Below are 25,713 nucleotides of genomic sequence, written 5' to 3' on the forward strand. Positions count from 1 at the left end.
TATTTTCCTTGATTTTTAAGGACTTAACAATTTAGTAACCCTATTTTTGTGAATTATAAAGTAAAAAAATTTGTAGTTTTGGAGGACTAATCAATTAAATTCAAATTCAATTAAATATGAAAAAAAATTACTTTTTAAGTTTATTAGTGGCTATTATTTTTTCTGGGCTTTCATTTAGTCAGGATTTAATAATAACTGGTATTATTGATGGTCCACTTCCAAGTGGCTATCCTAAAGGAATCGAGTTATATGCTAAAAATGCGATTGCTGATTTAAGTATTTATGGTCTAGAAAGCACAACAAATGGAGCAGCAGCAGCAGGAGTAGAATATACTTTTCCTGCAGATGCTATTGCTGCAGGGACATTTATATATATATCAACAACTGGTGGTTCTGCTGGCTTTTTACAATATCTAGGTGTTACACCTCAATATGAAGATGGCGTTGTAAATATAAATGGAGACGACACTGTTATTTTATATAAAAATGCAGTAATTGAGGATTCAATAGGTGTAATTGGTGAAGATGGTACTGGAAAAGATTGGGATCATCTAGATGGATGGGCCTACAGAAAAGACGGAAAAGGTCCTATTGCTACTTTTGATTCTTCAGAATGGACATTTAGTGGAGCTAATGCATTAGATGGTTGTGATAAGGCTGATGATACAGGAACGAATGCAGAATGTAGTTCTATTTTTCCAATTGGGACTTATAAATCTGTAGCATCAACAGCACCAGAATTAACTATTATTTCTCCTAAAGAAGAAGAATTAAGTGCAAGAACCTCTGTTGATGTAGAATTTTCGGTTTCTAATTTTAATGTAGCTGCTGCAAATGCTGGTGATGGTTATGTAAAATATAATATAGATAATGGTGCTTCTGTTGATTTATTTGATACAAATACATTTTCAATTCCTGTTACCCCTGGTCAAGCGTATAATTTGAATATGGAATTGGTTGATAACTCTGGGAATTCATTATCACCTGCAGTTTTCAAAAATGTTAATTTTTCAATTGCTTATCCTTGTGATTTAAATTTAGGAGCGATTACAACAACTTGCATTACAAGTACCTCTGCAACAGATACATATGATATTTCAATTGCTTTTACAGGAGGAAATACTTCTACTTACATATTAGCAACAGATAATGGAACAATAGGTGGTGATAATCCTTCTACAAATGCTACTGGTACCATTTTAATAAGTGGAGTAACAGAAGGTACAAATGTTGTCTTTACTGTTCAAGGTGATGGTGCAAATAGTAGTTGTGATTTAACAAGAAACATTTCTAGTCCAACTTGTGCTGCATTTCCTGTAGTTGATGAATTTAATTATACAGTTGGAGCTAATTTAGCAGATCAAACTCCTTGGACAAAAGTAAATACTGGTGATGATATGCTTATTGCGGCTGGAAATTTAGATTTTACAGGCTTAAAAGCATCTACAGGAAATAAAATTACATTTGATGGAGGAGGTTCTGAATCATATATTTCTTTTGCAGATGTAACTTCAGGAACTGTGTATGCATCTTTTCTACTAAAAGTTACAGATATTTCAGCAATGACTGATGTTGCAGACGGTGGATATATAGCTTCTTTGGCAGGTAGTACAAGTGGTTACGATGCTAGATTTTGGGTAAGACCAAATCCAGATGCAAGTGGCACCACTTTTGATATTGGTTTTGGACCAGAATCCTCTAACCCACCTTTTACTAGTGGTACCTATAATGTAAATGATGTTCTTTTTGTGGTAATGGCCTATAATAAAGATAATAATATTGTTAGTACTTGGATTAATCCAGATGCATCTTCTTTTGAGGGTACAATACCTACAGCAACTTTATCGTCTACAGATACTTCAGCACCATCTTCGATAAACTTATTTATTTTAAGACAAGATTCAGATGGAGAAACCCCTTTTGTTGAGATTGATGCTTTACGAATTTCTGATAACTGGGCAGATGTTACACCAAAAGACGCTACTGCATCAGTAAAAAACAATACTATCAAAGGTTTTGCAACCTATCCAAATCCTGTAACAAGTGATAACGTTACAATTACAAGTAATAGTGCTGAAAATAAGCAAGTTGTAATTTTTAATGTGTTGGGTAAAAAAGTAGTTTCTACCAATTTTACGGGTACAAAATCTGATATTAATGTAGCAAATTTAGCATCTGGAATTTATATTTTGAAAGTAACAGAGGGAACAAAAACGGCTACTTCAAAATTAATCATCAAATAAATTTTCTTAAATATTTTAAAAAAGCGCTGATTTTCAGCGCTTTTTTTATACTTTTATTCGAAAGAAAAATCATTTGCTATGAATCTTACCATTTCCTTACATGATATCTTATTTTTAGATATTGAAACTGTTCCTCAACAAGCTCATTGGAATGAACTTCCACAAGAAAATCAACTGCTTTTTGAGCAAAAAACACAATACCAACGAAAAGACGAAATTTCAGCTGAAGATTTTTACGAAAGAGGAGGAATTTGGGCTGAATTTGGGAAAATAATTTGCATTTCTGTGGGATATTTTGTGATTCAAAATAACGAAAAACAATTTAGAGTGCGTTCATTTTTTGGGGATGACGAACATACCATTTTATCAGATTTTAAGGTTTTATTAGACAAACATTTTTCTAAAAAAGAACATGTTTTATGTGCTCATAATGGCAAAGAGTTTGACTTTCCTTTTATTGCTAGAAGAATGATTATCAATCAAATAGAATTGACTAAAAAATTAAATTTATTTGGAAAAAAACCTTGGGAAGTGCCTCATTTAGATACTTTAGAATTGTGGCGTTTTGGCGATTATAAGCACTATACATCACTCAAATTATTAACTGCAATTTTAGGAATTCCTTCTCCCAAAGATGATATTGATGGTAGCGAAGTTGCAAAAGTGTATTATGAGGAAAAAAACATCCAAAGAATTGTAACCTATTGCGAAAAAGATACCATTGCAGTGGCTCAAATTTTATTGCGATTTAACAACGAAAACTTGCTAACGGAACATCAAATTGTAAGGGTTTAGATACTATTTGATGAATTAATTTTTAACCAATTTAGCTACAAATTGACCTGCTTTAATATAATAAAGACCAGCACTGATACTAGAAATATTTACATATTGATTGCTAGTAAATGAAGTCAAATTTTTGTGAATCAATAATTTACCTGTTATAGAATACACTTCAATTTTTGATGCTTTAACAATTGAGTTATCAAAATTAAAACTATTTTCAGATGGATTTGGATATATTTTTAAGGTTTTAGTTAACGTAATTTTATCTAAAGACAAAGTGCTTTTTAAAACATGTTCTAATGCATCATTTGCCATTAATTGTCCATTATGATCAACATTGGCAACTTCATCTTTTTCCCAATTAAAAGGAGTATTCATTTCTTGGGCTTTTGTTTGGCTAGTTCCAAAAAAATACTGTCCACGAACAAACCTATTCAAACCTTGTTGATTATCAACAATAGTATTATGCCTTAAGCCTGCGGAATTTGGATCAGTATCATTTTTACCTAAATGAATAATTATTTTTTTAGTAAATGCAGCTGTTAAATCAGTAATTGATAATTCTCCATTTTTAAGTCCGTAAGGAAAATTCACAGTAAAATCAGGCACTGTATACCATCCTGAATTTGAACATACAATAATATCTGCTTTGCTGTTGGGCATATACAGTACAAATCGTTGCAAAAATTGTGCACCTGCAGAATGTCCCCAAGCATTGTATTTTTGTTGTGTGCCAGAAACAGCCGTTTTGATGTTTTCAAAAAGCGGATCTAATATGGAAAATGTCCACTCATTTGTTGGATTAAAACTTGATTTAGTTGGATTGTCTCCATCATCAAAAATATTGGCAAGATTAAAGGCATCTCCACCAGGAAAATTATTTTCAGAAAATTCTGGCGCAAAAACCATAAATTGATTTGAATTTGCCATGGCTATCCAATAATCTCTGTAATCATCAGCATTTCGTTCAGCTCCATGAAAAGACATGAGTATTGGCATCTTTGTAATATCACCATTTGGGATATGATAAAATACTTTAATAGGTTTTGAACTTAAAGGACCAGTTGGTGTAAACACAAATGAACCTGTAGTATTTTTTACTAAATTTTGACTATTTAGTATAAACGCATTAAAAAATAATATAATAAAAATATTTTTCATTTTGTTTAAAAAGCGATTTGAAACATCAGTTCAAATTGACTTACACTAGCCCCCAAAGAGGGATTCATTTTAGTGTATGCAGCTTGCATTTTTAAACTATTATTGTTAAAGTATTTTGAAATTCCGAAAGTAAATGCATTCATGTCTTGTAAGATTGAATTTACATTAGTTTTAAATTCAGGACTTGCAGTTTCATAACGAACATCAAAACTGAAACCTCCTTGAGTTACGTAACCTGCTTGCATGTTAAAACTATCGCCTAAAAATAGAAACTCGCTGATTTGTTGAGGTACTAATATTTGAGCACCATTTGTGTCTAAATAAGCTTGACCTATATTTTGTGCACTTGCATTTGCGTATTCTGTTAAAAGAGAAAATCCTTGATATTTTAATAAAAAATCTACATATAATTGAGTATAATCTGGCAAGTTATTATTACCTGCTGCATCATACAAAAGAAAATCTCCATGACCTTCACCAGTTGCATTACTAGCTCCTTTATTTTGACTAATTGCAGTTCCAATTACAAATTTTAAGGTCTCCTCTCCAGCTAAATCAACACTTGTCAAATCATTTCCTTCTTTAAAATATCCTAAAGGATACAAGTCTAAACGACCTCCAATTTTCATTCCACCCAAATCAGTATCTCTAGAATTGGCTCCAAATGAATTTCTGCCATCACCAGAAGTTAATGCAACCATTGGAACAATTCCGAATTTTTCTCCAAACCTAGATTCAACAAAAACCCCAAATTCACGACCAGTATTGCTTAAGTTTTGACTTAAAAAACTTCTGTTATTAAATTGCAGTCTATCTTCTCTATAAATCATTTCTCTATTATTTAAAAACGATTGTTTTTGACCAGCTGTAATGGTAATATTTTCTGTTGGATGATAGGCGATCCAAGCATCAAGCATTGGTTCAGAAAGACTATAATCTAATTGAAAAAGAAAACTCACCTTTTCTTTTTTTGCTTTTCCTGAAAATTGCAGAAAAGATCTTTTAGAATTGTATTGATTTTCGGAATCAAATCCACTTATTTTTTCAGATAAAAGTGCAGGTTGAATAAATCCACCTAAATTAAACTGATAATCTCCTTGATTGAAAGAGAAACTCAATCCATCTCCCAAAGCGAAGTTTGCGTTGTTTTTTTTCTCTTTTTCTTGAGCTTGTAACATAAAAGACAAGCAAAAAAGTAGGATTGTAAATACTGTTTTCATAGGATTAAGGTCTTGTAATCGTTTCATAATCGATTTTTATTTATTTGCGCTTAGTTAAGTATTCTATAAATTGGTAGCAATGCTCCTTTTGATGTTTCTAAAACACCAAAACTCACAAAACTGTTGGGTGCTTCAGGTTCTAAAACTTCTAAAATAATATTTGATCTTCGTTGATTCATAGAAATTTTAAAAGTTCCTTTTTTAAAGTTTTTTTTCTCTTCAGTCAACTTTACAGTTACTGTTTGTTGATTCATTTTTTCATAAGTGACACTACTTCTGTCATATTCGTCTATTTGAAATGTTTCAACAGTAATTTCAGTATCCTCAGTAAGTTGTTCAATTTCTGCACCTAATATTTTTAGTTTTTCAATGATTTCTTTTTGATTTTCATCAATTAAATAGGCAATAGGTCTTTTTCTAACAATATCTGGTTTTGATTTTAAAGCATCTCTTAAGGTTACTTCAAGTGCTATAATTTCGTTGGTATCTAAATCTATAAAATCAACTTTGTCTTTATAAACAGCACGAACACTTGTAACTACAACATCATTTTTTTGTTGTGATGCTTTTTCAATAGCCAATTTTACCAATTGTTGATTTTGAGAAGCTGTTTTTAGATAAGAAATAGCAATTAAAAAAGTAACATTTATTCTTCTTTTAAATGATGTTCTTCCCAAACCTACACCTCTAACTTCAATAAGTGTAGCAATTGCGTTAGTCAATGCATAATTTGTAGCACTTGATCGTGCACTAACAGAACCGTGGCTAAAATGAGTTTCTCCATTAACTTTGGTTGTAGAAATATAAGGATGATGTTTTAATTTGTTTTCATCTAATATTTTTCTGGCATTTTCAACAAAAAGAGTATCTGTTATTTGACGTAAGTTTTTGGGTACATTTAAGTTTCCACTGTATAAAAACATGGCATCATAAAGAGCAGTAACTCCAAAATCACTTAGGGTTGCATAATCTTTTCTGTAAGGAGTGTATTCATGAAAATCTACACCAACTTCAGGATTAAAATTTGTGTATGCTTGTTTTAAAACAACACTTTCTGGTGCCATTAATTTTGTTTGATCTCTATTTAAATCCAAACCATTTGCTGCATATCTATCTACTTTTAAATAGCCGTCAATATTTGCCATAGGCACAATGGCTAAATCAATATCATTTAAAAGTGAAGTATAACTTTCATCATTTAAAAGACGGTCTAATAAATACAGCATTCCTTCAGTACTTGCAGATTCATTTCCGTGCAAACCACCTTGCATCCAAACCTTTATTTTTTCTGAAGAATTAGGATTTGTTAAACGAACCATGGGTATTTTTTTACCTTTTTGACTTTCGCCTATAAAACTGAGTTGTATTTTTTGAGGATGTTTTGCAACAAGATTGTTTAAAAAAGCTATTAGCTCTTCATAATCAGTGAATCCCTTTTTTTTAAGTAGTGCAGGAGTAGTATTTAAAATTTCTTCATTTTCTGGAAAAAATTTCTCAGTAATTTTTTTTGATTGCGGACTTATTTGTCCCACAACTGAGATTGAGATCAAAAAAAATAAAATAGTATAAATATGTTTCATCATTGTTAAAATGCTAAAGTTAAAATGAGTCTGAAAAGATTTTCATCTCCAGTTATTGGATTTCCAGCATTGTTATTTATACCCAAACTACCATCTATAATTGTGTATGAAGCTTGAATTTTAGCGCCATAATTTCTTGATAAATATTTGGTTACACCTAAGGTATAATGGTTAGGTCTGTTGTAAACAGTGGCATTGTTTAAAAAAGAATATTCATCAGCATTTAAATGCGTATACCTACCATCAATTGAAATCCCATTTTTAAAAACATAGCCCATTTGAATGTTGTAAGCTTCTCCTAAAATCATTCTGTCTTTTACATAATTTTCAATGTCTTGAATTCCGTTTACATCAAAAGATGAAGAGATTGTACCATCAACACGAACTCTTTGCGTGATTGCATCAGGAACAGTTGCATTAGATTTTACATACTCGCCTAAGACAGAAAAACCATTGTATTTAAATAGAAAATCTGCTCCGTATTTGGTGTAGTTTGGCAATGTTTCTTCATTAGCTGCATTTAAATAAATAATATCTCCACTTCCTCTTCCTCTTCTGCTGCTCATTCCATTATTATGGCTAAAATTAACCCCAACAACAAGTTTAGGAGCATTTTCTCTTACCACATCTGCTTGTCTAAATTGCCCAAAGTTGGTAAACAATCCAAAGGGTAAATAATCAATTCTACCACCAACTTTTAAACCACCTCTATCTTTTCTAAACACATTTGCTCCATCACCATTTGTTAACACAAAATAGGGTCGTAAGTAAGAGCCTCTTCCTGCTTTAAAGTTTCCACTTAAAAATAAGCCAAACTCTCTAATTGTTGAGAATGCGGAAGTTAGTCTACTACGTTCTGGCAATTGAAGGGCAGAAGAGTTCATAAATAATTCTCTGTTGTCTGTATAGGTTGCGCGTTGCCCAAAACTTACTTCAATTCTATTTGTAATATCATAAGAAACATAAGCGTCTAATAAGTAATTGTTAATATCGTCATCACTTTCATCAGCACCTGCTAAATCTACTTGAAAACGGTAACTAAAACGTTCATTTGCTGATTTTCCATTAAGTCTTAAACGCATTCTACGCATTCTGTATCTATTTTCAGTAGCATCAAATTCGGTGTAGCTTTTAGATTCAAAATAAGGTTGTAAATATCCTTCAAGTTGAACTGTACTGCCGTTTGCATTTCTAAAGTTGAGCCCTTCTCCAAATCTGTAGCTACTTAATTCTGTGTTTTGTGCAAAAAACTCACTGCAATTGAGAGTTATAATGACAACAAAAATGATTTTTAAAATCTTCATATTTATAGGTTTGATTCTATGATTCAAAATTTCCTTTTACAATTACTATGCTATCTTTCATCATTTGTTTTCCTTTTGCAAACACATTTGTTAAATTTAAATGTTCGTCAAAAATGCAAAAGTCGGCATCATTACCAACAGCAATAGTGCCTTTGTGTTTTAAACCAAGGTTTTTTGCAGGATTACAGGTGATTAATTTAAAAGCTTCTTCAATAGGTATTCCGCCTTTTTGAATCAACTGAACAACTTGTTTTAAATTTTGGTCAATTGGCGCTACTTTTGATCCAATAAATTCCCCATTTTCGTTTGTTTTTCTCAAACCTGCATGGCCATCAGTACTAAATGTTATGTTTTCAATAGGAGCACCATTTTCTAAAGCCATTAAAACAGCTTTATAAGGTTCTGTAAATTTTGATGCACCAGTGGTAATATCAATAGTTCCTCCTTGTTTTGCAAATTCGATAGCTTGTTCAAACAAGGGTTTTGTTCTGGCAACATGAGTGGGAGAGATGTGTTCAATGGGGAATTGATATTTTTGAACCAACTCAAACAATACATCCATTTTTGAATCTAAATTTCCCAAATGAATGTGTAAGATTCCTTTTTTGTTAGCAATAGTTCCTCCTACTCTTATTTCTGAAACTTTTCTAAGCAATTCAAGTGCTGTTGGATACGAACTTCTGATGTCGCTAATGGCAATTTTACAACCCAACACTTTATCAATAAAAATCATGTCAGATTGAATGCTTTCAGTAATTGTTACAGAATCAATTCCATAATATCCACAATACATGTATGCAGATATTCCCTCTTGTTCTAATGATTTTACTTTTCCATACAATGTTCTGATACTTCTTGTTTTTCCGTCAGTACCTAATAATCCAACTACTGTTGTTGAACCGCAAGCAATTAAATCGCTTAAATACACTTCAGGAGTCATAGAGTAAAAACCACTTGTGCCTCCAGCTCCAGCTATATGAATGTGTTGATCAATCAATCCAGGAGTGATTATTTGACCAGAAAAATCAAAAACTTCAGCTTCTGAGATGAAGGAATCTAAATTGGTAGCTATTGCTACAATTTTATCATTGGCGATCAAGATATCTTGATTGCCTAGTTTTTGAGGAGCATATATAGTACAGTTCTTTATTAATTTGAACATATGATTTGTTATATAAAGTGAAAAATTAGCATTATCACCAATGCTACCGTTAATGGAATGACATTTCTTTTTACTATTTGTAAAGTGGTTACTCCTGCAATTTCTGAAACGGCAATTATAAGGCCTGCAACAGGTGAAACAGTTCTACCCATAGAAGCTGAAAGTTGCATGGGTAAAATCATGATAGTGCTTTCAACACCCAATGTTTTCGCAATTTTAGGAACTAACGGTCCAAAAGCAAAAAACGAAGCATTTCCACTTCCCATTAATATAGAAGCTAAGAATATCATCACCGCCATTACAATTCCAATTCCTGTAGCATTGAAACCAATATTTTGAGTTAAAGAAATGAGTCCATCAATAAAACCTAAACTAATAAGACCTTGTGCAAAAATATCAGCAGCAATAATTAGTGTAACAACGGTTTTAAAAATATTTCCCATTCCATTCCAAAATATTTTTAAAGATTCAAAAACCTCTTTTATATTTTTTATTCGTATCAATTCAAAAAGTAGCGCCACAAATAAACTAATAAACATTGCTGTGGTTGTGTCTAATTTTATTGGAGATGGAAAAAGACTAAAGATTTCAGAGAATACAATTAATAAAATAATGGGCAAGATTGGTATAATTGCATAAATCACTGGAACTTGAATTTCTTGTTTTATTTCTTCTAAATCTGATTTTTCGAAATTATTTTTTTTATCATAATATTTATTTACAAAATAGTAAGTAATCATCATTGAAATACTCAAAGGAGCAGCCAAAACTATTTGGTGATTTACAAAATAATTGATAGATTCTAGACCAATAATAGCACTTGCACTTGCGGTAATTGCAGATGCTGGCCCCAAAGCAAACGCAGTGGTTGCAGTGATTACTGAAGCAGCAGAAATTTTACTAACACCTAAATTTACTAATATTGGAAATAAAGAAGCCATTAATAATAATGACAATCCAGCTGCTGAAGGAATGGCAATAAATAATATTTGTCCAATAGGAATCACTAACGAAGCTGCAATGTAAGGATGTTTTTTAAAGAGATTTAAAGGTTTCATAGCTACGTACACTAAGGCGTTAGATGCGCCTATTTTATCAATATATGCTACAAAACCACCAATTGCCATAATCATTAATCCAACGCCAGCATTTGTGCTACTGAAAGATTCTTTAATGAAAGCAAACAAATCAAATCCCGAGAAACCTGTTGGATTTTTTAAAGGTGGTAAATCGTTTTTTAAAAGCAATGAAATCAGCAACATGGCGAGACCTGCAATTAATAAAACGGCATGTGGATTGTACTTTTTTAACAAAAGCCTAGCAACAACCCCTACAAAAACAACTGATAATAGTACACCTATATAATTCATGTGTTTTTTGACTGTTTAAAATGAGGTTCCATTTAATTTTGTTCCTGGAGTATATGCTTTTCCATTTGCGGATGTAATAGTGGAATGTAATTGAAAACTGCCTGTTACATCAGGGTTTCTAGTGTATGATTCATCTGGATTTCCATCTAAACCATTAATATCAAAAATTACGACTACATTTCCTGAAGCATCTCTAACAGTCATGATATCGCCAGCATTATTCATATTTAAAACGGCTTCTGAACTAGTTTGTACAATTGCTCCGCCAAAAGTACCTGTTGGAGTTCCTCCACCAAAAACAACAATTACTCCGTTTAAAGGAACTATTGTTCCTGAAGGAAAAATATGTCTTACTCTATCAGCATCTGAAATAGTATAACCAGAAATATCTAATGCTGGACCAGAATTAAAAAATTCGATAAATTCATCATTATTTGCGTCTCTTATTCCATCACCATTTGCATCACCACTTATATTTGTAGCAGGATCGTACAATACTTCATTGATTAAAAAACCTAAAAAAGGACAGCCATTGTTTAAAATGTCACCAGCTTCATTTGGGCATAAATCTTCTGAATCAAAAACGCCATCTCCATCTGTATCAACATCATCATCAGCAATATTTATTTCAATAAAAGTACCTGAAATTGCATAGAAATCTGAATTGTTTGCAATACTAAAAACGATGGTTTCATTTCCTTCTATTAAAACATCCTGAATGCTTGAAATTGTAATATTACCAGAATTACTTCCTGCAGGTATTATTATTTCAGTTGATGAAAGGGAATAATCAGTATTTAAAGTTGCAGTACCTGTAACCGTAAATGGAATTGCTTTTGCATTTGATAAAGTAGTATTCAAATTTACAGAAAGCGTTACACTACCACCATTTTCGCTCAAACTTGAGTTAGAAACAGAGAACTCTATTGTTGGTAGAATATCTTCTGTGGTGCATGAAACATTTGTAAAAATACCTAGAATTAATACAGGAACTATGTTAATGAAATAGCTTAATTTCTTCATTTTATTTGAATTTATTCAGTTAAAAAAGTGGTTTTTTGGTATGTAAAAAACCACTTTACTTAATTATTTTTGGGTGTTATTCTATCAGTATTTTTTTGGTTGTAACACTATTTAGCTGTGAAATCTTTAGTAAATAAAATCCCTTTTTAAGGCCTGAAATATCTATTTGATGATTAGTAACTGTTTGTTTATTTACTTCTTTACCTAGAATATTGTATATAACAACATCCATTTTTTCTGATGATTTAGAAGTTATTGTCACAAATTTATTAGCTCTAGTTACTGGGTTTGGGTATATGCCAATATTTTCTAAGGAGTTATTTTCAGTAGATAAAGATGAAACAAAAGGATAAATACAAGTAGAATCAAAAATTGTTGCAGTATTATCTGTACAATTTACAACTCCGTAAACCCATCCTGAAGGCCAAACAGCACCAGGAGTTGATTTATAAGCCCAAGAGTCTTCATAATTCCAAGATGTTGCTACTGCATCATTAATATCACCAAAAGTTTCTACAACAGAACCATTTTTAAATAATTCTACAGCATCATTACCATTTCCGTCAGTTGCTGAACTTCCAGGGTTTACAATTACTACAGTAAACAAATTTATTCCTGCAGTAGTTAAATAAGTTCCCATTGCTGCTGCATTTCTTACAAGTAAAATATGACTACCATTAGTAACAGCCTGAGCAGGGAATGTATATTCTTGTCCATCAGTACCACCACCATTGTTTGCGCTTCCTAAACCATACACACTTAAATCAGCGATATCTGCTGTTGCAACTAAATGAATTGCTTTCCCATCAGAAGCTCCAAGACCAAAATCAAGAACTCCCTTTAATTCTAAATCTACAGTTCCAGTTGGTAAACACACAGGACTAGTTACGTTTCTAGATAGTGAGCAAACACCACCTCCAGCTGTATCATTTAAAGTAATAGTAATATCTGTTCCTTCTGGAATTCCTGTAATTGTAATAGTTCCGTCTGCAACATTAGTAGGGTTATCTCCACCAATTGTTCCTACAGTTGTAGTAACTATAAAAGTTGTATTTCCTGCACCTGTATACGATAAAGAAACATTGTAGGTGTCTACACCTGATGTTTGAGCATCGCAAGTAGCTGTTTGAGATCCTAATGATACTTGACAAGTTGGTGCACAAGCATTGTTTGCAGCGCCAGGTGTGCCTTTGTTATTATTTGTTGCGTCATATACTGTTGTTGATACACACCAACTATTGCCAGAATTATTATCACCAGATAATAAAGCAGAATCTAACTGCATACTTGCTCCAGTGGTATCAGGAAAATTAGCATCCGTGTAAAAAACTTCGTCTATAACAATAAAGCCACCTTGACCATCTGGTCGCTCTAAAATAACTTCATCATCACCATTTGCCATCAAAAAAGCAAAGTCATAAACATAAGCGTGTGTAATTCCTCCATTAAATTCTGGACTTGCGGTGTCAGTTACACCACCTCTACCAAGTGTTATGTATCCGCCAGCAGGTACAATAACTGAACTTGTTATAGTTACACTATTTTGTGAAGTTCCTGGTTGATCTCTTATGACCCAGTTTAATAAATCAATAGGTGCGCCAGTGGTATTGTGTACTTCAAACCACTCACCATAATCATCGCTAATTGTAACAGGATCTTTCATAATTTCCGTGATTACAATATCACCAGGATTTTGTGAAAAACTGTTAAATGAAACTAGCATTAATAAAAATAAAAAGTAGATTTTTTTCATGATTTTTAAAAAGATTTAATAGTTATAAAATAATTTAATTACTTAAATGATGAAACACCTAAACATATTTTATATGTTTAGGTGTTTTGGGTTTTTACTAAAATCCGTCACCAGGTGCAGCTGGGCTTTGCGCTTGTGCTTTTTGTGGATTTAAAATAAGATACGTTCCAAGTGCAGTTAACGCTGCATATTTACCATAGTTTCCTATTTTTTTGATTGCCTCTTTTCTTGTGATTTCTTCTGAGTTTGTATCTTGATTTTTCATGAGATATATTATTTTTAAGTGATTGATATTATTCTAAAACGATTTTTTTGTTCAATTTGCCAGTAGCGGTTTCTAACTGAATGATATACATTCCTGTTGCTAATTTTGGCAATGAAATGTCTTTCACTCCTGTTGAACTAAAAGAAGTTTGCATCACTTGTTTTCCTAAAATGGTGTACATTTTTACATTCGCATTTCCTGAAGGTAAGCCTACAACCCTCAAGGTACTGTTGTTGATTGCGTAAATACTTGTGTTTTGTAAAGCAACTTCATCAGTGCTCAATACTCCTGATGCTTTTGTGTGTAAAAAGAAACGTCCTGTTCCGTTTAAAGCATCATTTAAAGTTACTTTGTATGATGAATTTGCTTCGTCTAAACGTGTAATGATATTTGTCAATCTATCTTCTAAAAACACTTTAGTATCTCCAGGTAAATTCATAGCATCAGCAGTAAAGGTGATTTCTTTTCCAGCAGCTGCTTTTATACCAACAGGAACGATCATCGTTTCTAAATCTGAGTTTGGTAAGGATTGAATTGCATATTTTACACCAACATTTTCTGATACTAATTCTGAAAATATTGAGAAGTTGTCAGTAACTCCACCAAACATTTTCCCATCAAAACCATTGTCAAAACCTTTTGTAGTTCCTTCAATATAGAATACTTCTAATTTTCGTGATTGAGAGCCTTCAGATACTAATAGTTTTACTTCTGGACTTGTATTGGTTGATTTTTGAAAAGTGTCAGCAGCTTCATGCGATTGCAATGCCTCTGTAAAAGTTACATTGTTAGTTGTTTTTGCTTCAACAAAAAACGCTTGTCCTGGGGCGATTTTAAAATTAGGACTTGTTCCAGTTGTTCTTGTATCATAGCTAGTTCCGTTCCACATCCAAAAAGTCAACTCTACATTTGCAGCTTCGTTTGTTAAAAAAGTAGTGCTATTAATAAATGAAGTAAAAGGATTCCCTACTAAGTTATAATTGTTTGTTCCTTGTGTTAAAGGAAAAGTAACATCAGATGTATTTGCTGTACCTGTAAAACTAATATCTCCAGGACTTGCTAGTCTTACTGAATATCCTTTACCATTCATAACGCTTCCAGTTAAAGCATCTGTAGCATAAGTCCAAGCAGCACCAGTATTGTTAAATGTAGAAAAACCAATATTAGGTGGTGTTCCTGTAGCAAAAGTGTGATTTGCAATTAAATCTTCAATAGTTTCTCCAGCAACTGGACTTGATACCAGGTACCAACTATCTGTTGTAGGTAAGTTTCTTTTGTAGGTTACAGAGCCAGATACACTTGTTTGAGCAATTAAAGTTGCACCAGAATAAAGAGTTATTGGATTTGAGTTTGTTACAGCACCATTTATAGTTACAGATGCATTCGCTTTAATATCTAAATATGCAACATTTACAGCACCAGCAGCAATTGGGTATGAAGCAACATCTTTAATAATTGCAGACATGCTTGAGGTTGACACTCCATTATCCCAGTTTCCTGCAGTATCCCAATCAGTATCAACTGCGCCTGTCCAAATTGTAATTTTATCAGCATCTAAACCTGGAGAAAAATATGGATTTCCACCAACAACAGAACTATGTAAAACAAAATCTCCTGTTGCTTTTGGATTTCTGGTAATGGATTGATCTGGATTGCTACCAAAAGAAGTATAATCATAGGTCTCAATTACATCATCATTTGAATTTGTAACATTTATAATTACGCCACTATTTATCAAACCAAGAGCATTTGTAGAAGCAACTTGAACTATGGCACCACCAAAACTCCCTGTAGGTGTAACATCACCAAAAACCACTAAATAGCCATTTGCAGGAATAATACTACCAGAAGGAAATACATGTCTTGGTTCTGCATTGGTTACATAAATTTTATATCCAGAAATATCTAGAGGAGCACCTGAAGTGTTCACAAACTCTATAAATTCGTCATCACCTGCATCTCTAAGTCCATCACCATTTGCATCTCCAACATCTCCACCAGTAACATCATAAAATATTTCATTCATTACTAATGGAATACATGCAGGACTATCTATGTTTTTTGTTTTACTTGTTGTTCCACCATCAGCTGTATCACTAGCAGTAAAAGTAATATCAGTTCCTTCTGGTATATTTGAAATTGTTATTGTACCAGTTGAAGAAGATGTTGGCGAATCTCCACCAATAGTTCCAGCATTTGTAGTTAGCACAAAATCGTTGCCATTTAAACCTCCAATAAAATCAATAGTTGCATTATATGTATCATCTGTATCTCCAGAACCTCTTGAATTACACGTTGTAGTTACTTCGCCAAGTACTAACTCTGAAGCCACCATAATACCAGCCCAGCTTGTACCAACTCTGATTCCATCTATTGTTGCATTTGGCCCTCCTGTTGCTTGTCGAAATGCAACACCTCCTAATGAAGTTGCATCTGTACCTGAATTTGTTGATACTTCAGCAGTAACAGGCTCTGTTAAAGATATAGCAGGAAGTACATATAATGATGTTGCACCTGCTGTAAAATCATACTTTAAAACTAATAAATAGGTAGTGTTTAATGCAAAAGAGGTTGATCCAAAAATAGTGCCAGCACTATCTGAAGTTGTTTCTCTAACGCCAAAAACCATTCCACCAGATCCATCTGTTTTAGTGTAAATTAATGAGTGATAACCACTTCCTTGTCTTAAAGTAAAAAAATAAGTTCCATTTGCACCTGAAGAGACACTACTAGCATTGAACAATGCGCTTGCGTATACGACACCAGAAGTAACTGCAGTAAAACTTCTTTCAGCATCTTCTGACACATCATCAATAGTTACAGAACCTCCTATTCCAGAGGAAGGATAATCTGTCATTGATAAACTAGTTGAAATGTATCCAATTGGTCCTGTACCAGAAAAACCTGTCCAATTAGTAGTTATTGTTGTTAGGTCTCCTGGAGTAGCTCCATAATCAAAATTTTCATTTAATAGAGTTTGACCAAAAGAAAATGATGAAAACAGTATCGTAATCAATAAAAAGTAAAATTGTTTCATAGTAATAAGTTGATTAAATTAATTTTAGCGATGAAATATCCCATAAAATTATATGAAACAGCACGTTACAATAGATACCAATTAAATAAAATTATTAATACCAATTTTATTTTAGAAATTTAGCCAACAATATGTACAAGTTGTTTTACCTTTTTTTCAAGCATTCCTGGCCTTACAGAGGAGAATCCTAAAATAAGACCCTGCTGTCTTTGATGCTGAATAAAACACTTGCTTAAAGAGTGTGTTGTAATTTCGGCATCTTTTAATTTTTTAATTATGAGGGCTTCTTCTTTTTGGGAAATTGTTTTCCTAAAATTTGCTACCATGTGCAAACTAGAAAAATGTTGATTATGAATAACCATGTTATCACTTTTATTAAATTCCGAGAGAAAAAGCGCTTGTCTTTCTTGTGCAACTTCAATGACGTTTTTTAAATGTTGGTACAAATAATTACGCTCAATAAATTCACTCATAACCATTTGCACTGAAGGTGACACAAAACGATGCGAAAATTCTTGCAAAGCTTCTACAGCTTTAATTAAGTATTTTGGAACAATCATATATCCCAAACGTATTGAAGGATGCAATAATCGATTAAAAGTTCCCATATAAATAGTACGATCTTCGGTGTCTAAACTGTAAATACTCGGAATTTTATTAAAGTGATTTGCTACTTCATTTTCGTAATCATTTTCAATAATAAACGCTTTGTTTTGTGATGCCCAGGCCAAAAGTTCTTTTCTTCTAGTGAGGCTCATTTTTGTTCCTAAAGGATAATGATTGGATGGAGTTACGTGAACTAACTTCGGATTTAAATGATTTAAATCATTCATTTTATGCATGTTAATTCCGTTTTCGTCAGTTGTTACAGGCAGTAAATTTGCTTGAATACTTTTAAATAAAAAATGCACATTTGGAAAAGCAGGATCTTCTATGATTACATTATCTCCTTTATCTAATAAAACATTTCCAATTAAATATAGTGATTGTAAAGAGCCAGAAACAACCATAATTTGATTGTAATCGCACTTAATATTTCTGCTAATATTTAAGTAATTACTAATGCTTTTTTTTAGAGGATCAATACCTGTTGAGCGCTCATAAGATAAGTTTGATGATTTTACAAATCGCCAATAACTATTCAATAAATTTTTCCATTGATTGATTGGAAAGATGTCTAAAGGAGGAAGTCCTGGTCTAAATGCAACACTTGTTCCCATGGATCTATTGTATTCTGAAAAAATAGTTAAAAACGATTTTCCTTGGCTAGAAATTTCAGGATATCTATCAGTATCAATTGGTTGTTGCGTTGTTTCTGTGTCTTTTTTATCGGAAATATCATAATTTATTTTAAATCCAGAGCCAGTTTTAGATACAATTAGTTTTTCGAGTTGTAATAATTCGTATGATTTTAAAACAGTTGTTCTAGAAATTGCCAACTCATCAGCCAATATTCTGGTTGATGGTAAAGCCCAATCATGAGGCAATTCAATCGTTTTTATACAATCTTTAATGGCCTTATAAAGTAGAATGTATTTATTCTTATGAGGTTTTTTTTGCTGTTTTTCTAAAGATTTCTTAATTCTTTCAATAGTAAAAGCATAATTGGTATTCATTTTTTAAAAAAATTGGTATTGCTAAAGTACTAAAAATTAAACGTACTTTATTGTTTATTTTTTATGATGTTAAAACACATTTTAAAAATGAATTTTACGAGTAGCTTTTTTAAAGTAAACAATAAAACATGAAAAAATTCAAATTTATAAAAACACTTTTGCTTGTTGGTTTTGCAATTATACTTACAAGTGGTTATAGAATAGTGCCACAAAATGGTATCACTTCTTTTAAAGAAACAAAAGGATATTCAATTAGTAAATTAGATACATTAAGAGATTTTTTAAAAAAAAGTGGTGCATCTTCTATGATGATAATGTTGGATGGAAAGGTTGTTTTTGATTGGGGAAATACCGATGAAAAACACGTTATACATTCCATCAGAAAACCACTAATTCACGCTTTATTAGGAATCGCAGTTGATCAAAAAAAAATTGATACTTCAATGACACTAAAGGATTTAGGATTGCAAGATATTCATCCTGAATTATCTGAATTGGAATTATCTGCAAGAATAGCAGATTTGTTAAAATCAAAATCTGGCGTTTATCATTTGTCATCTGCAATGACTAAAAACATGATAAAAAACCTTCCAAAAAGAAATTCATTCAAACCTGGAGAGCATTATTTTTACAATAATTGGGATTTTAATACTTTAGGAGCAATCCTCGAAAAACAAACTGGTAAAACTATTTATCAATTATTTTTAAATCAGATTGCAATACCTTTAGGAATGAGAGATTATAAAGGATTGTATAAAAATATTGATGGAGATGCTAACGAAAATGAAGATGTTTCTGAAGTTGATGGCTATTATAAACATCAAAAAAGCAAGTCAAAATATCCTGCATATCATTTTAGAATGTCAAGTCGTGATTTAGCGCTTTTGGGACAGCTTTATTTAAATGATGGTGTTTGGAATGGGCAACAAATAGTATCAAAAGAGTGGATAAACATTAGTAAAAAACCCTATTCAATAATTGATGATAAAAAGGGGATTGCTTATGGCATGTTATGGCGATTAAAATTAGCTGAAAATGGCAAGGATGTTTTGTCTTTTTATCATACAGGTCTTGAAATGCAAATATTGGCAATTTATCCAGATTCAAAAATGGTAATTGTTCATAGGGTAAATACAGAAAAAAAGTACCAATACAACAAAGACGATTTAGAAAAAACGTTGCAGCTTGTTTTTGATTCTAAGATAAAATAAGGCTGCTATTCTAAAAATTTTAAGGTTAAAATTCATATAATAGTTTCATTAAATTTTAATGAAACTATTATTTTTTATAATGTTTATGAGTTCATTGGTTACTTCAGTAGTTGTTGCAGTACCTCCCAAATCTCTTGTTAAAACTTTTCTAGAAAAGGTAAGTGTTTCAATAGCATCCATTAATAATTTTGCTGCTTCAAGTTCTCCTAAATGCGCTAACATCATTGCACCTGTCCAAAAACAAGCAATAGGATTTGCAATATTTTTACCAGCAATATCTGGTGCGCTTCCATGCACAGGCTCAAACATACTTGGAAATATTTTTTCTGGATTAATATTTCCTCCAGCAGCAATACCAATTCCACCAACAACAGCAGGTCCTAAATCAGACAGAATATCCCCAAATAAGTTACTAGCAACAACCACATCAAACCATTCAGGATGCTGAACAAAATGCGCACATAAAATATCAATATGAAATTGGTTTTTTTCAACATTTGGGTAGGCTGTTCCAATTTCTTTAAAACGTTCATCCCAATACGTCATAGTGTGTATAATACCATTTGATTTTGTTGCGCTTGTTATTTTATTGTTTCTTTTTTGCGCCAACTCAAAGGCATATTTCATTACCCTATCAACACCTTTTTTGGTAAAAATACTTTCTTGTTTTACCATTTCATTCTCAGTGCCTTCATTAAATCTTCCTCCAATATTCGAGTATTCGCCTTCGCTATTTTCTCTAACAATCATATAATCAACATTTCCAATATTTTTTAAAGGAGAATCTACACCTTTCAAGAGTCTAACAGGGCGTAAATTTATATATTGATCAAAAGCTCTTCGAATTGGAATTAACAAACCCCAAAGCGAAATATGGTCAGGAACCCCAGGATACCCTACAGCTCCTAAAAAAATTGAGTCACAATCACGCAATTTCTCTAAACCATCATCTGGCATCATTTTACCTACTTTTGCAAAATTTTTGCAAGAATAATCGTAGTGTTTATAGGCAAGTTGAAATCCAAATGTAACTGCTAAAACATCAAGTACTTTTATAGAAGCTGGTATTACTTCATTTCCAATACCATCTCCAGGTACTACTGCTATTTCATATTTGTTCATTTTTTGTCTATTTTTTGTTCCAAATGTAATGGGATGCTTTTATTAAAAAAATACCAAATACAAAATAAATTAAATACCAATTGAATGATCCGATTTTAATCTTTAAGGCTACTTTTACACTTTAGTAGTTTGTTTTAAAAGGTTTTTAATGGTTTGTAGTATATATTTTTCTGATTTTGCTAGTGTTTCAGATATATATAAAACAATAAATCATTAATTGGTATTAATTATTTATAAAAATTGGTATTCTTAAAATAGCAAGAACTGTCCTTAATTTACCTCATGAAAAATTTAGCTTCAGCTGCAAGCATCATTTTGGTTTTATTCATATCATTTTTTTTGATGACATGCGCTGATGTTTCAAATTCATTTTTGGATGAACCAGAAATTCTAACTGAAAATACTGTTGGTGAGGGTTTTTTTAAATATTCAGGGTATGCTCCTTTTGCAAATAAAGTGATGAATGTCTACTACTATATTCCTGCAAATACCAATTCAAATACTTCCATTTTATTTGTTTTTCATGGCACAGGAAGAAATGCAAAAGATTATAGAGATGCAATGATTTCAAAAGCTACTCAGCATAATTTTATTGTCATTACTCCTGAGTTTTCAGTAGCTAATTTTCCTGATGGTGATAGTTTTAATCTTGGAAATGTTTTTATAGATGGTGATAATCCTTCTGCATCAACTTTGAATCCTGAAAGTGAATGGACGTTTTCTGTAATAGAACCTTTATTTGATTTTGTTAAACAAAGCATTCACAATACTTCTGAGAAATATCATATTTTTGGACATTCAGCAGGTGCACAATTTGCACATCGTTTTGTCATGTTTAAAACAAATGCACGTTTTGATAAAGTGGTTGCATCTGCTTCAGGTTGGTACACAGTTCCAGGATTTACTATTTCATTCCCTTATGGATATAAAGATTCACCATTAGAAACAATATCTTTATCAAATTTATTTCAAAAAAAATTGATGATTCAAATTGGAGATTTAGACAATGACCCAAATTCATCTGGATTAAGACACAATCAATTTGCAGATGCACAAGGATTGCATAGATTTGATAGAGCAGTGTATTTTTTTGATGAGGCTTCAGAAATAGCAGATTCAAATAAGTTGCAATTTCAATGGCAATTATACATCAATAAAGGAGTAGATCACAACTATGTTATTGCATCAAAAAATGCAGCAGATTTAATTTTTAAGTAAGTAAAAAAGTAATATATGAAGTTAACAAAGCAAAATATTGGCCTACTACTTGGTCCTTTAAGTTTTATCATAATCAAGTATTTTTTTCATCCTGAAGGATTATCAGTAGAAGCAAATGCCATACTTGGTAGTGCAGTTTGGATTGCCATTTGGTGGATCACAGAAGCAATTCCGATTGCAGTAACAGCGTTATTACCAATCATTCTTTTTCCATTATCTGGAGGTTTGGGTCTCAATGAAACTACAGCTTCTTACGGTCACAAATATGTATTTCTTTATATTGGTGGATTTATTTTAGCAATCGCCATCGAAAAATGGAAATTGCATAAAAGAATTGCTTTAACCATCATCAAAATTGTAGGTACCAATGTCAATTTTATCATTTTAGGATTTATGATTGCGACTGCTTTTTTATCCATGTGGATTTCAAATACGGCATCTGCAGTCATGATTTTACCAGTTGGAATGGCCATTGTTTCGCAGTTAAAAGACAATCCTGCTACAAGTGAAAACGAAAACATGATTTTCGGAAAAGCCTTAATGTTGGCAATTGCATATAGCGCTTCTATTGGCGGAATTTCAACCTTGATTGGAACGCCTCCAAATTTGGTGTTGGCAGGTGTCATCAAACAAACGTATGATATTGAAATCACCTTTTTTCAGTGGTTTATTTTTGGATTTCCAATAGCAATCATACTATTATTTTTATGTTGGATCTATTTAACACGATTTGCTTTTCAATTCAAGCAAAAAGAATTTCCTGGTGGAAGACAAGAAATTAAAAAGCAATTGCAAGAATTGGGGCCTATTTCTTATGAAGAGAAAGCCGTTTTTTTAGTTTTTTTATTGACCGCTTTTTCTTGGATTACACGATCTTTTTTATTAGAAAGTTTTATTCCAACAATTGATGATACCATTATTGCAATTTTCTTCGCAATTCTGTTATTCATTGTACCCTCAAAAAATAAAAGCGTCAAATTAATGGCCTGGGAAGATGCTGTAAAATTACCTTGGGGAATTGTGTTGCTTTTTGGTGGTGGAATGGCGTTGGCTTTGGGTTTTGAAACGAGTGGTTTGGCAGTTTGGATTGGTCATCAAATGACTTCTTTAGAATCATTTTCACTATTGATTTTACTCTTGATTTTAGTAGCTTCTGTGAACTTTTTGACAGAAATTACGTCAAATTTAGCCACTACAGCAATGTTATTGCCAGTATTAGTTTCATTGGCAGCTGCACTTGGTTTGCATCCTTTTTATTTATTGATTGGCGCAACATTGGCAGCTTCATGTGCCTTTATGTTGCCAGTGGCCACACCTCCAAATGCAGTGGTTTTTGGTTCAGGATATTTAAAAATTGAAGATATGGTAAAAAAAGGGTTTGTTTTAAACCTTATATCCATTCTTTTAGTTACCTTTTTTGTCTACTATTTATTGCCAGTCATTTGGGATTTACCAGAAATTACAGCGTTAAAAAAATAATACGTTTAGGATTTTTAACTAAAAAGTCATTTTTTTTTGCAGTTAGTTCTACTCCCCTCCTTTGGAGGGGTTGGGGGAGGCTTTTACCCTTCCAATTTCATAGAAAGCTCCAACCAGCGTTCTTCTTTTTCTTCTAAAGAAGTAATAATTTCTTGTAATTCTTCCGATTTTTTTTGAATTTCATCAGGTGTAATTTCGAAATTCAAAAACTGGTTTTCAATGGTAGTTTTTCTGTTTTGAAGGCGTTCTATTTCCACTTCCAAGGCTCCAAATTCTCTTTTTTCTTGAGAATTCAATGTGTTTTTTGAAGGTTCTTTTACCGTTTTTTCAATCGGATTTTTCTCCACTTTTTCTTTCGGAGTTGAATCTTCATACGCTCTAAAATCGGAGTAATTTCCTGGAAAAGTTTCTACAACTCCTTCACCTCTAAACACAAAAAGAGCATCTACAATCTTATCCATAAAATAACGATCGTGAGAAACCACCAATAAATTGCCAGGATAATCCAATAGGAAATTTTCTAACACATTTAGGGTAACTACATCCAAATCGTTTGTGGGCTCATCCAAAATCAAAAAGTTTGGATTTTGTATCAAAACTGCACACAAATACAAGCGTTTTTGCTCTCCTCCTGAAAGTTTTTCAACAAAATCATATTGCTTTTTTTTATCGAATAAAAAGCGTTCTAACAATTGTGATGCTGAAATTTTTTGTCCTTTTGTAAGTGGTATGTATTCTCCAAATTCTTTGATCACTTCAATGACTTTTTGTCCTTCTTTAATCACAATTCCAGATTGTGAATAATAGCCAAATTTGATAGTTTCTCCAACCATTACTGTGCCAGCATCTACTGGATTTTTTTCAGTAATAATATTCAAAAAAGAAGATTTTCCAGTGCCGTTTTTTCCAATAATTCCTATACGTTCTCCGCGTTTAAAAACATACTCAAATCCATCTAAAATTTTCTTTTCTCCATAGGATTTTTTCAGTTTATGCAATTCCAAAATCTTACTTCCCAAACGTTCCATATTGATTTCCAATTGCACTTTATGTTCCGTTCTTCGTTGTTGCGCTTTTTCTTTGATTTGGTAAAAATCATCAATACGCGATTTGGATTTTGTGGTTCTAGCTTTGGGTTGCCTGCGCATCCAATCCAATTCTTTTTTGAACAAATTTTTCGCTTTTTCAGTGGTAACTTGTTCTAATTGAATACGTTCTTCTTTTTTTTCTAGATAGTAAGAGTAATTACCTTTGTATTTATATATTTTTCCTTCATCCAATTCTATGATTTCATTGCACACACGTTCCAAAAAATAACGATCGTGAGTAACCATAAAAAGGGTGATTTTTTCTTTGGCAAAATAAGCTTCCAACCATTCTATCATCTCTAAATCGAGGTGATTTGTGGGTTCATCTAAAATCAAAAAGTCGGGTTTGTGAATCAACACAATTGCCAATGAAACCCGTTTTTTTTGTCCACCAGAAAGCGAAGAAACTTTTTGACTTAAATCTTCGATTTTTAATTTTGATAAAATTTGCGTGTATTGTGTTTCAAAATCCCACGCATTGTATTGCTCCATCAACTCAAAAGCTGCTTGATAAGCATCAGTGTCATCCAAGTTTTTCAACGCTTTTTCATATTGATTTACAATAGAAAGAATTTTATTTTCGGTCGCAAAAATGGTTTCTTCAATGGTCAAATCTGGATTTAACTCATCATTTTGAGATAAATATGCCATCGAAATTTCTTTTCTGGTGACAATTTGCCCTGAATCAGGCGTGTCTAATCCTGCAATAATATTTAAAATAGACGTTTTTCCACTGCCATTTTTTGCTACAAAAGCTACTTTTTGGTCTTTATTGATACCAAATGAAATGTCTTCAAACAACACACGCTCTCCATACGATTTGGAGATATTTTCTACAGATAAATAGTTCACTTTTTGAAATTTTCAGCAAAGAAACGAAAAATTGAGCGGATTAACCGCAAAGACGCAAAGACGCAAAGTAATTTACTCTCTTTGAATCGCTGAGGCAAAAAGACTCAAAGTGATTTTCTTTTTACATTGGGAACTTTGCGAAAACTTAGCGTCTTTGCGGTTTTATTGAAAGTTTATTCTCTAAAAAGTATTTTTTGTATCTATCAATAAATAGTATCTTGCA

Annotated in this window: 18 protein-coding genes; 5 read left to right on the forward strand and 13 right to left on the reverse strand. The window is 32.2% G+C overall.

What is annotated here, in order from left to right; genetic code table 11:
- Nucleotides 1-116 precede the first annotated feature (116 nt).
- Together IU405_RS04550 and IU405_RS04555 are read left to right on the forward strand one after the other, a co-directional pair.
- Nucleotides 117-2,243, forward strand: coding sequence for a T9SS type A sorting domain-containing protein (locus IU405_RS04550; RefSeq protein ID WP_197437427.1), 2,127 nt, complete (start codon nt 117-119; stop codon nt 2,241-2,243).
- Nucleotides 2,244-2,321: 78 nt separating this feature from the next.
- Nucleotides 2,322-3,038, forward strand: coding sequence for a 3'-5' exonuclease (locus IU405_RS04555; protein WP_197437428.1), 717 nt, complete (start codon nt 2,322-2,324; stop codon nt 3,036-3,038).
- A 15-nt stretch (nt 3,039-3,053) separates the two neighbouring features.
- Here the strand turns inward: IU405_RS04555 and IU405_RS04560 are convergent, their stop codons facing one another.
- From IU405_RS04560 to IU405_RS04610, 11 genes are all read right to left on the reverse strand, one after another.
- Nucleotides 3,054-4,190, reverse strand: coding sequence for a T9SS type A sorting domain-containing protein (locus IU405_RS04560; protein WP_197437429.1), 1,137 nt, complete (start codon nt 4,188-4,190; stop codon nt 3,054-3,056).
- A 5-nt stretch (nt 4,191-4,195) separates the two neighbouring features.
- Nucleotides 4,196-5,437, reverse strand: coding sequence for a hypothetical protein (locus tag IU405_RS04565; protein ID WP_197437430.1), 1,242 nt, complete (start codon nt 5,435-5,437; stop codon nt 4,196-4,198).
- Between the two features lie 23 nt (nt 5,438-5,460).
- Nucleotides 5,461-6,942 (reverse strand): M14 family metallocarboxypeptidase, encoded by a 1,482-nt coding sequence (locus tag IU405_RS04570; RefSeq protein WP_317193348.1) that lies wholly within the window; start codon nt 6,940-6,942, stop codon nt 5,461-5,463.
- 53 nt (nt 6,943-6,995) lie between these two features.
- Complete coding sequence (locus IU405_RS04575) at nt 6,996-8,294, reverse strand: porin (protein ID WP_197437431.1); 1,299 nt, start codon at nt 8,292-8,294, stop codon at nt 6,996-6,998.
- 16 nt (nt 8,295-8,310) lie between these two features.
- On the reverse strand, nt 8,311-9,456 hold the full coding sequence (gene iadA / locus IU405_RS04580; RefSeq protein WP_197437432.1) for a beta-aspartyl-peptidase: 1,146 nt from the start codon (nt 9,454-9,456) through the stop codon (nt 8,311-8,313).
- Nucleotides 9,457-9,464: 8 nt separating this feature from the next.
- Nucleotides 9,465-10,826 carry a C4-dicarboxylate transporter DcuC gene (gene dcuC / locus IU405_RS04585; protein WP_197437433.1) on the reverse strand — a complete coding sequence of 454 codons (1,362 nt, stop codon included), beginning with the start codon at nt 10,824-10,826 and terminating at the stop codon, nt 9,465-9,467.
- Nucleotides 10,827-10,841: 15 nt separating this feature from the next.
- Nucleotides 10,842-11,849 carry a lamin tail domain-containing protein gene (locus IU405_RS04590; RefSeq protein WP_197437434.1) on the reverse strand — a complete coding sequence of 336 codons (1,008 nt, stop codon included), beginning with the start codon at nt 11,847-11,849 and terminating at the stop codon, nt 10,842-10,844.
- A gap of 76 nt (nt 11,850-11,925) precedes the next feature.
- Nucleotides 11,926-13,602: a lamin tail domain-containing protein gene (locus IU405_RS04595; RefSeq protein ID WP_197437435.1), complete on the reverse strand. Its 1,677-nt coding sequence runs from the start codon at nt 13,600-13,602 to the stop codon at nt 11,926-11,928.
- A gap of 97 nt (nt 13,603-13,699) precedes the next feature.
- Nucleotides 13,700-13,867 (reverse strand): hypothetical protein, encoded by a 168-nt coding sequence (locus IU405_RS04600; RefSeq protein ID WP_197437436.1) that lies wholly within the window; start codon nt 13,865-13,867, stop codon nt 13,700-13,702.
- 28 nt (nt 13,868-13,895) lie between these two features.
- Nucleotides 13,896-16,904, reverse strand: coding sequence for a lamin tail domain-containing protein (locus tag IU405_RS04605; RefSeq protein ID WP_197437437.1), 3,009 nt, complete (start codon nt 16,902-16,904; stop codon nt 13,896-13,898).
- A 119-nt stretch (nt 16,905-17,023) separates the two neighbouring features.
- Nucleotides 17,024-18,520 (reverse strand): PLP-dependent aminotransferase family protein, encoded by a 1,497-nt coding sequence (locus tag IU405_RS04610; RefSeq protein ID WP_197437438.1) that lies wholly within the window; start codon nt 18,518-18,520, stop codon nt 17,024-17,026.
- 128 nt (nt 18,521-18,648) lie between these two features.
- Between IU405_RS04610 and IU405_RS04615 the strand changes: the two genes are divergently transcribed.
- Entirely contained in the window at nt 18,649-19,731 is a 1,083-nt protein-coding gene (locus tag IU405_RS04615; protein WP_197437439.1) for a serine hydrolase domain-containing protein, read from the forward strand.
- 48 nt (nt 19,732-19,779) lie between these two features.
- On the opposite strand, the gene IU405_RS04620 is transcribed toward IU405_RS04615, so the two are convergent.
- Entirely contained in the window at nt 19,780-20,853 is a 1,074-nt protein-coding gene (locus IU405_RS04620; protein WP_197437440.1) for a tartrate dehydrogenase, read from the reverse strand.
- 282 nt (nt 20,854-21,135) lie between these two features.
- Between IU405_RS04620 and IU405_RS04625 the strand changes: the two genes are divergently transcribed.
- Complete coding sequence (locus IU405_RS04625) at nt 21,136-22,071, forward strand: hypothetical protein (protein WP_197437441.1); 936 nt, start codon at nt 21,136-21,138, stop codon at nt 22,069-22,071.
- Between the two features lie 15 nt (nt 22,072-22,086).
- The gene (locus tag IU405_RS04630) at nt 22,087-23,550 is read left to right on the forward strand and encodes an SLC13 family permease (RefSeq protein WP_197437442.1); all 1,464 of its coding nucleotides are present in this window, start codon (nt 22,087-22,089) and stop codon (nt 23,548-23,550) included.
- An 83-nt stretch (nt 23,551-23,633) separates the two neighbouring features.
- Here the strand turns inward: IU405_RS04630 and IU405_RS04635 are convergent, their stop codons facing one another.
- On the reverse strand, nt 23,634-25,490 hold the full coding sequence (locus IU405_RS04635; RefSeq protein WP_197437443.1) for an ABC-F family ATP-binding cassette domain-containing protein: 1,857 nt from the start codon (nt 25,488-25,490) through the stop codon (nt 23,634-23,636).
- Nucleotides 25,491-25,713 lie beyond the last annotated feature (223 nt).

The sequence above is a fragment of the Polaribacter sp. BAL334 genome, from assembly GCF_015767435.1.
Taxonomy (GTDB): Bacteria; Bacteroidota; Bacteroidia; order Flavobacteriales; family Flavobacteriaceae; genus Polaribacter.